Source organism: Paenarthrobacter sp. CM16 (genome assembly GCF_013179505.1).
Lineage (GTDB): Bacteria > Actinomycetota > Actinomycetes > Actinomycetales > Micrococcaceae > Arthrobacter.
Genome location: NZ_JABMCX010000212.1, coordinates 1 through 8,420, shown reverse-complemented (window position 1 = coordinate 8,420; position 8,420 = coordinate 1). Strand labels below are relative to the sequence as shown.

Annotated in this window: 7 protein-coding genes and 1 pseudogene; 2 read left to right on the top strand and 6 right to left on the bottom strand. The window is 63.4% G+C overall.

Annotation, left to right across the window (positions count from 1 at the left end):
- The 4 genes from HP499_RS17035 to HP499_RS17020 all read right to left on the bottom strand — a co-directional run.
- The coding region (locus HP499_RS17035; RefSeq protein ID WP_305849748.1) for a sugar-binding domain-containing protein at positions 1 to 1,059 on the bottom strand (1,059 nt) is incomplete at its 3' end.
- Positions 1,059 to 1,973, bottom strand: coding sequence for a carbohydrate ABC transporter permease (locus tag HP499_RS17030; RefSeq protein ID WP_172325398.1), 915 nt, complete (start codon positions 1,971 to 1,973; stop codon positions 1,059 to 1,061). The genes HP499_RS17035 and HP499_RS17030, both read right to left, overlap by 1 nt.
- Positions 1,970 to 2,938, bottom strand: coding sequence for a carbohydrate ABC transporter permease (locus tag HP499_RS17025; protein WP_172325397.1), 969 nt, complete (start codon positions 2,936 to 2,938; stop codon positions 1,970 to 1,972). Before HP499_RS17025 ends, HP499_RS17030 begins: the two co-directional genes overlap by 4 nt.
- Complete coding sequence (locus tag HP499_RS17020) at positions 2,935 to 4,269, bottom strand: ABC transporter substrate-binding protein (protein WP_172325396.1); 1,335 nt, start codon at positions 4,267 to 4,269, stop codon at positions 2,935 to 2,937. Before HP499_RS17020 ends, HP499_RS17025 begins: the two co-directional genes overlap by 4 nt.
- Positions 4,270 to 4,418: 149 nt before the next feature.
- Here HP499_RS17020 and HP499_RS17015 point away from each other — a divergent pair, with 149 nt between their 5' ends.
- Positions 4,419 to 5,030 (top strand): TetR/AcrR family transcriptional regulator, encoded by a 612-nt coding sequence (locus tag HP499_RS17015; RefSeq protein WP_172325395.1) that lies wholly within the window; start codon positions 4,419 to 4,421, stop codon positions 5,028 to 5,030.
- A 21-nt stretch (positions 5,031 to 5,051) separates the two neighbouring features.
- Here the strand turns inward: HP499_RS17015 and HP499_RS17010 are convergent, their stop codons facing one another.
- Entirely contained in the window at positions 5,052 to 6,227 is a 1,176-nt protein-coding gene (locus HP499_RS17010) for an acyl-CoA dehydrogenase family protein (RefSeq protein ID WP_172325394.1), read from the bottom strand.
- Between the two features lie 133 nt (positions 6,228 to 6,360).
- Between HP499_RS17010 and HP499_RS17005 the strand changes: the two genes are divergently transcribed.
- Positions 6,361 to 7,716: a glycosyltransferase 87 family protein gene (locus tag HP499_RS17005; RefSeq protein ID WP_172325393.1), complete on the top strand. Its 1,356-nt coding sequence runs from the start codon at positions 6,361 to 6,363 to the stop codon at positions 7,714 to 7,716.
- A gap of 126 nt (positions 7,717 to 7,842) precedes the next feature.
- Here the strand turns inward: HP499_RS17005 and HP499_RS17000 are convergent.
- Positions 7,843 to 8,420: pseudogene (locus HP499_RS17000) on the bottom strand (APC family permease); the annotation flags it as partial.

Below are 8,420 nucleotides of genomic sequence, written 5' to 3'. Positions count from 1 at the left end.
CTTCATCAGGGCGAGGTCGGCCCGGGCAAAGTCCTCATCGAAAACCCTGCCGCGGTCAGGATGGGTTTCATGGCGGTTCACGCCGTGGAACACCACACGCCGTCCGTTCACCAGGAACTGGTCACCCTTGATCTCCACGGTTCGGAAACCCAGTCGAAGCGAAATGGTCTCGCCTTCGCTGTGCACCGTTGCGTTGTAGAGGCGCGGAACCTCAGCGGACCAAGGTTCGACGGCGGTGATCGCCACCGGGGCGACGTCGGCAGGGGAGTCCCAGACGACGTCGACGTCCAGTTCCGGAACCGACAGCCGGACCGGGTAGGCGGCTGTGTCCGCAGTGATCTCCGGGTCGATGATGCCTGAACCGGCGGAGTAGGACGTCTGCAGCCAGAGGTCCTCGATGCCCGTCTTGGGGCGGACTTGGAGTGTGACATCGCGGAAGATGCCGGGCATCCACCACTGGTCCTGGTCCTCAACGTAGCTCGATGCCGACCATTGGTGGACGCGGACCGCAATCACGTTATGCCCGGTACGGAGGGCCTCAGTCACCTCGAATTCCTGCGCCAGGCGGCTGCCGGTCCCTACTCCGATTTCCACGCCGTTGAGCCATACCTTGTAGCGGGATTCCACGCCGTCGAACCGCAACACTGTTCTTTCGTCGAGGTTCCAGGTCTCCGGAACCTCGAAGGAGCGGCGATAGTCACCGGTGGGGTTCTCGTCCGGGACATGCGGCGCATCGGTGGGAAAGGGGAACTGGACGTTGGTGTAGATGGGGCGGCCATAGGTGCCCCCGCCCTCCAACACCCAGTGGGCGGGAACCGGGATCCGGTCCCAGCCGGAGTCGTCCAAGCCTTCCTCGGAGACTCCTTCGACGGCCTCGCCCTGGGGAAGGACGCCCCGGCCGCCGGGTGTGCCGGGCGCACCGGGGAGAAGCCGGAACCGCCACTGGCCATTGAGGGACAGGGTGGGCGCGTCAGTGTGCAGCCAGGAGCGGGCCGGGACCCTGTTGCCGGTGCCCGGGCCGGTATCGGTGATGTATTGGACGTCGGGTGACGGGTTCATTACTTGACGGCTCCTTCTGTCAGCCCACCGCGCCAGAAGCGCTGCAGGACGATCATGGCGATGCTGAGCGGAATGATGGAGAGCAGCACTCCGCCGGTGGTCAGTTCGTAGAATTCAGGCAAACGGTCAACCTGGCTCAACCAGTTGTTCAAGCCCAGCGTGATGGGGTACAGCTCCGAGTCGGACAACATGACCAAGGGCAGGAAGTAGTTGTTCCAAATACCCACCAACTGGAACAGGAACACGGTGACCAAAGCGGGGGTCAGTACCTTGAGCCCGATGGTGTGGAAGATGCGCAGCTCCCCGGCGCCGTCGATCCTGGCTGCTTCGATCAGCGAGGTATCCACTGTGGCTTGGGCATAGATCCTGCAAAGGAACAGCCCGAAGGGGGAGACCAGCGACGGCAGGAGGACACTCCAGTAGGTGTTGGCCAGGCCCATCTGGCTGAACAGAAGGAAGAGGGGCAGCGCAGTGGCCGTTCCGGGAACCAGCACGCCGCCCAGGATGGTGCCGAAGACCAGGTTGCGGCCCCTGAACTCATACTTGGCCAGCGCGTAGCCTCCAGCGGCAGCAAAGTAGGTGGCCAGGAGTGCGCCGACACCTGCGTAGATTGCCGAGTTCAGGAACCAGCGGCCAAAAATGCCGTTGTCGTAGCTGACCACGCGGCCGATGTTTTCCCACAAGGAGAAAGTCGGCGCGAACCAGAAACCGTTGGTGGAGAAGAGATCGGCGGTGGACTTGGTGGAAGCTACGAAGACCCAGTACACGGGAATCAGGAAATACAAGGCCACCACCACCAAAAGGGAGGTGACAATGATGGTGGAGGACCGCCGTCGTCCGGCTGAACGGTCAGGGCCTGCCGAAGGTTTGCTGCGGACGGCGTCGGAGGCGGGCTTCGTGGCGGTGGCGGTCATGAGGACTTCCTGTTCGTCAGTGCGAGGAAGGCGAAGGACAGGGCAAAGGCGGCCACGGCGATGATGACCGACTGGGCTGCGGCGACGTTGTAGTCGTTGTAGGCAAACGCAGTGGTGTAGGCACTGAGGTTTGGCGTGTACTGGCTGTCGATGGCCGGGGCCACGGTCTTGACCACCTGTGCCTCCGCGAAGAGCTGCAGGGTACCGATGATGGAGAACACCGTGGTGAGCATGAGTGCCGGACGAATCAGGGGGAGCTGGATGCTCCGGGCAACGCGCCAGGTTGAAGCACCGTCCACCTTGGCTGCTTCATAGAGCTCCACCGGAATGGCTTTAAGCTGCGCCACGATGATCAGCATGTTGTAGCCCGTGTAACTCCAGGTGACGATGTTTGCGATGGACCACAGCACGCTGTTGGCACCAAGGAAATCAGGGGTCAGGCCCACCACTTTGGCGACATCGAACAGCGGGCTGAGGCCGGGGACATAGAGGAAGGACCACAGGATGGTCGCGATGACGCCAGGCACGCCGTAAGGGAGAAAGTACGCTGCGCGGAAGAAGCCCGGCCACTTTGCCGAGGCCGACTCGAGCATGAGGGCCAACGCCGTACACAGGACGATCATGACCGGCACCTGGACAACTCCGAACAGGAGCATCCTGCCGATCGAGGCAACGAAACTGCCATCGGACAGGGCCTGGGCGTAATTGCTGAAACCGGCGAACTCACTGCTCACGCCGGCTTCCCCGAAGAGCCCGCTGCGGGTCACTTTGGTGAAACTGGACATGATGGCCACCACGATGGGCAGCAGGAACGTGAGGACGAAGAGGGCCAGGAATGGTGCCAGCAGCACCCAGGGAGCGCGGGCGGCGGCGCCGTTCCGCTTGCCGGCCTGTTTGTTCTGTTTGCCTGAGAGGCTTGCGGTGGCGGGACGCTGCACGGTGGGTGCGGTGCGGGTAGTCGTCATGCCGTTTCCTTCCGGATGGTGAGGCCCTTGTTCTTGAAGACCGTGATGATCTGCTGCTCAGAAGCGGCGATGGAATCCACCAACGAGGTACCGAACGCCTTCTTGCGGAAACCGTCGCTCAGGATGTTGAAGGACTGCTGGGTTACCGGCCACCAGGACCAGTCCGGGTTCTGCTGCCGGGTAGCGGGAACAAAGACTTCCTCGTTGTAGCGTTGGCCGCCGAAGAACGCAGATGGCTGTTGCCGGTCCGTGCCGATGAAGTCGGGGTTGGGTGACCAGCCAATGCCGCTGTTCTTGATCTGGGCGTCTATGCCTTCCTTGGACGTGGTCAGCCACACCGCGAACTCAAGTGCTTCCTTGGGGTGCTTGCTGTTGGCCAGGACTGCCGCCGTGGAACCGCCGAGGTAGCTTGAGCCGAAGCCCGTAGCACCCCAGGTGGGCATGGGGGCAGCGCGCCACTTTCCTTCCGAGCCGCTGACGCCCTGGACCAGGGCATCACCCCAACTGCCGGTGATGGTCGAGGCAATCCCACCCTTGGCCGCTGCCGCAAACCAACCCGGGGAGAAGGCGCCGTACGCGGTGGTGACGAGGTCGTCGTCGATCGCTTTATCGAAGAAGCGCGCCGTGTTGAGAGTGGCGTCGTCGGTCATGTTGATGACCCAGCCATCCTCCTCCGGGCGCAGCCACTGCGCACCTGCCTGTCCCGCGAAAGAGGCGAACGGGGAGGCATCGCTGATGGGGAAGCAGTCCAAGTAGCTGTCCACGGAACGAAGTTCGGCGGCCAACGCAGCCCACTCGTCCCAGGTTTTCGGGTTGCTGCCGCCCACCTTGTCCAGGATCGCCGGCTGGTAGAACATGCCCATGGGGCCCGCGTCCTGGGGAATGCCATAGACGCCTCCTGTGTAGGAGACCTGCTTCCACAGGGTGGGGTCGTACAAATGGGCGTGGTCGTTGGCGCCGTAGCGGGCGAGATCCACAAGGCCATTGACCAGCATGAACTCCGGGATGGACCGGAACTCAACCTGCGCAAGATCAGGCCCGCCCCCGGCTGCCAAGGCCGAGTAGAGCTTCTGGTATCCGCCGGAGTTGCCGCCCGGGATCCACACCACATCCACTTGGATGTTCGAATGCGCAGCGTTCCAGACGTCAGCGACCTTCTGGAAATCCTTGAGCCAAGCCCAGTAGGTGAGCCGCACGGGCTCGTCGGCGGCGGGGATGGTGGGGGCAGCGTTGACGGACTGTGTCCCTGGGGTAGCGCACCCGGTCAGCAAGCCCATGGCTGCTGTTCCCAGGCCTGCGCCCAGGAGTTGTCTTCGCGTGAATCGGGTCATGAGCCTTCACCTCTTCGTGTCAGGTTGACGATGGCGCGGCATTGGATTCGTGGGTCCCACCGCGGCAAGTGTGACCACGGTAACAGAAAATTCGAGTGGTTACTCGAATTTCATTTTTGATCCGTAACACGCATGTACACTGGCTAGCCATGACCACAAAGGACGTGGGCCGCGCAGCGCGGCGAGGCCCCTACGCGAAATCCGAAGAACGGCGCCGGACCATCCTGGACGCCGCCCATGAGGTGTTTGCTGCCCACGGCTACCGTGGTGGATCGTTACAGGATGTTGCCGACAAGGTGGGTCTGAGCCAAACCAGCCTGTTGCACTACTTCCCGTCCAAACGCGATCTCCTGATGGCAGTCCTGGAACGCCGCGATGAAATCACCGGCGATGCTTTCCCTGACGACATGGAAGAGGGCCTGGTTGACTCGGTCATCCGGACGGCGCTCTTCAACGAGAACATTCCGGGCGTGGTTGAGCTGTACATCGTTCTGTGCGCCGAGTCCGTCACCGATTCCCACCCCGGGCGGGTTTACTTCACCGAGCGCTTCGAACGCCTCCGGAAGAGCTATGCGCTGCGCTTTGCCGAGCTGGCCGCCCAGGGCAGGCTCCGGCCTGGAGTTGATCCTGATGAAGCTGCCATGTCCCTGGTTGCCCTCTGGGACGGGCTCCAGACGCAGTGGTTGCTGGCCCCGGACGAGGTAGACGTGGTGAAGGGCCTGCGCGGCTATTTCAACCTGGTGGTCCTCCCCGAACACTGACCCAACTGCGACTTACTTGGGTCAGCCGCGGAAGGCTCCGATGCCCGTGATGTGTTGGCCAAGGATCAGGGTGTGGACTTCATCTGTACCTTCATAGGTCCGGACGGATTCCAGGTTGTTGGCATGGCGCAGCGGTGAGTAATCCAGGGTTACGCCGTTGCCGCCAAGAATGGTGCGGGCTTCCCGGGCGATCTTGATGGCCTCGCGGACGTTGTTCAACTTGCCGAGGGAAATCTGCTGGGGTTGGAGATGCCCGGCGTCCTTCAAGCGGCCCAGGTGCAGAGCCAGCAAGGTGCCCTTCTGGATTTCCACCAGCATGTTCACCAGCTTCTCCTGCGTGAGCTGGTAGCCGGACAGCGGACGGCCGAATTGGAGCCGGGTTCCGGCGTACTCCAACGCGGCTTCGTAGGAGTCGCGCGCCGCACCCATGGCACCCCACGCGATGCCGTAGCGGGCCTCGTTCAGGCACGAGAATGGGCCCCTAAGTCCCATGGCACCAGGGAGGATGGCCTCCGGACCCAGCTCCACGGCGTCGAACGTTACATCGCACTGAACCGAGGCACGCATGGAGAGCTTCGGCTCGATCGGCGTCGCGGTCACACCGGCAGTTCCCGCGGGAACAAGGAAGCCGCGGATTCCGTCGCCGGTATTGGCCCACACCACCATGACGTCCGCGATCGAGGCCAGGCCGATCCATCGTTTGGCGCCGTCCAGGACCCAGCCATCCGCCGTCTCACGGGCAACGGTGGTCATGGACGAGGGATCCGACCCCGCATCCGGTTCCGTCAGGGCGAAGCAACCGATCAGCTCGCCGGCAGCCATCCGCGGCAGCCACTGCTCCTTCTGCGCCTCCGAGCCCCACTTGTGGATGGCGGTCATGGCCAGGGAGCCCTGCACCGAGACGAACGTGCGGATCCCCGAATCGCCCGCCTCCAGTTCCATGGCCGCAAGGCCATATTCGACGGCGGTCCGGCCGGGGCAGCCGTACCCCTCCAAGTGCATGCCCAAGACGCCGAGCTCGCCCAATTCCGGGGCAAGCCCGCGCGGGAAATGAGCGTCCTCGTACCATTGCGCGATCTTCGGGCGGATCCGCTGTGCCGTGAAGTCACGGACCTTCTCGCGGACCGCCAGCTCGTCCGCCGTCAGCAGTGAATCAAGGGCCAGGACGTCGGAGGTGTTCATCATTGAATCGCTCATTCCAGCATCCTAGGGTGCCGGGCGGCCCGGCAACCATTGCGTGCCGCCGGCCGTCCGGTGCCCCTTCAGTAGTATGGAGGCGGGGGTCGCACACTTCCCCCGTTGCGTTTTTGGTTAACTTGGGGGATTTTGCATGGCACTGCCTGACGTCGATTTAAGGTCCAAGGCGGAAGCCGCACCACCGCGCAGCGGGGCTTCACGGTCCGCCCTTGCCCTTCGCCTGCTGCCGCTGGTTGTCTTGGCAATCCCGTTATGGATGATGCTCGCGGACTGGGCCAAGCAAGGCCTGGACTTCAGCGTCTACTGGTTCGGCGGGAGCATCCTCAACCAAGCCGGGACGTCTCCATCGGATCTTTACGGCCCCAGCGTCGCGTCAGCAGGCGGCCCGCAACTCCCGTTTACGTATCCGCCGTTTGCCGCCTTGGTTTTTGGCTTGCTGGCAAGGTTGCCACAAACTTCGGCTCTGATGGTGTTCAACGTTGCCGGCGTCGCCCTGGCGGCCTGGGTGGCGGTCACGATCGTCCGGTACTGGTCCTCCAAGCCTGATCTGCGCAGTGCACTGTCCTCCACAAGGAGCTGCTGGATTGCAGCCGCGCTGTTCCTGGCTGTCCTGTTCCTGGGGCCTTGGCGTGAAACCCTGGCGTTCGGCCAGATCAACATCATCCTCATGGGCTTGATGGTGATCGACCTCCTGGGTGGGCTGTCCAAGCGAAAGGGCTTCCGGGGCACCGGCCTCCTGGTGGGTATAGCGGCTGGCATCAAGCTGACGCCGTTGGTGTTTGGCCTGTACTTCCTGATGCGCAAGGACTGGCGTGGGCTGGCGAACATGGCCGTGGGCTTCGCGGGCACTGTGTTGCTGGGCTGGTTGCTTCGGCCCGCGGAATCCCTTCAGTTCTGGCTGGAGATCCTTCCCGATACGTCCAGGATCGGCGGGGCCGGCTATGTGGACAACCTCTCCATCAAGGGCGCACTCCTGCACTTCGGTGTCTCCCATGACGCCGTCACCTTGCCCTGGATCGTCCTGAGCCTGGCTACCGTCGTCCTGGCGGCCGTCCTTGTCAGGGCGGCCAGCGCCCAAGGCGCACGGGTCATCGCCATTTCGACGACGGCACTTGCCATGTTGCTCATCAGCCCGGTCTCGTGGTCCCACCACTGGGTATGGATGGCCGTGGTCCTGCCGGCGTTCGCCTGGACCATCAAGGAGACGCCGGCCCGTTTCGCAGCCCAAAGGGTTGTTATGGGCGCCGTGCTGGCTGTGTCGACACTGGTGTTCTTCTTCTCGCCCAAGACCATCGGCACGGCATTGGGCTCCCAGGACCTGAATGTCCAGACTCCCGGTCTGTGGATCATGGCCTCCAGCGCCGGCGTTTTCTGTGCTGTGGCCATCCTGGTGTGCTGGCTTGTGGTGCTGCGGCGCCACTCAGTCCGGATCGAGGACGTTCCGGATGTGCCCACCCGGCTGCGTTTGTGGGCCTCGCGGGGGCACTAAGCCCCCTTCCCGAAGGGGAGCATCGGCATGGCCGGGAGTGCAGAAAGGGCCGGAAACCACGCGATGCGGGTTTCCGGCCCTTTCCAGTCTGAGCACTCGGGGTCTGAGCAGCCCGGGCAGGAGCAGCTACTCGCCGCGGACTACGCCAACCTCGGCCCTCTCGCCCGTGAAGTAGCCACGGGTTGATGGAGCGAACCGGCACACAATGGCCAGCACTACGCCCAGGGCCAGCAGCAGCACACCGCTGACGAACGCCCCGCCAATGCCAAAGATCTGGGTGTCGCCGTAGGCCGGATCCCACATCTGGACAGCGGAGATGAAGAAGGCCACGGTGAGGGACAGCGCACCCAGGAAGGGCAAAATCCCGCGGAACCAAAGGTTGCGGGCAGAGTCCCGGAGCGTGGAGCGGAAGAACCACACGCAGGAGAACCCGGTCAGGGCGTAGTAGAACGCGATGAACAAACTGATGGCGCTGATGGAATCGGACAGCAGGTTTTCACTCAGGAAGCTCATGGCCACGTAGTACACCACGGCAACCGCACCCATGACCTGGGTGGAGAAGCCCGGAGTCATGAAGCGCTCGTGGACCTTGCCGAACCGGGCCGGCAGCGCACCATGGACGCCCATGGACAGTGTTCCGCGGGCGGTGGGCAGGATGGTGGTCTGGGTGGAGGACAGGACCGACGCCAGCACAGCGACGATGA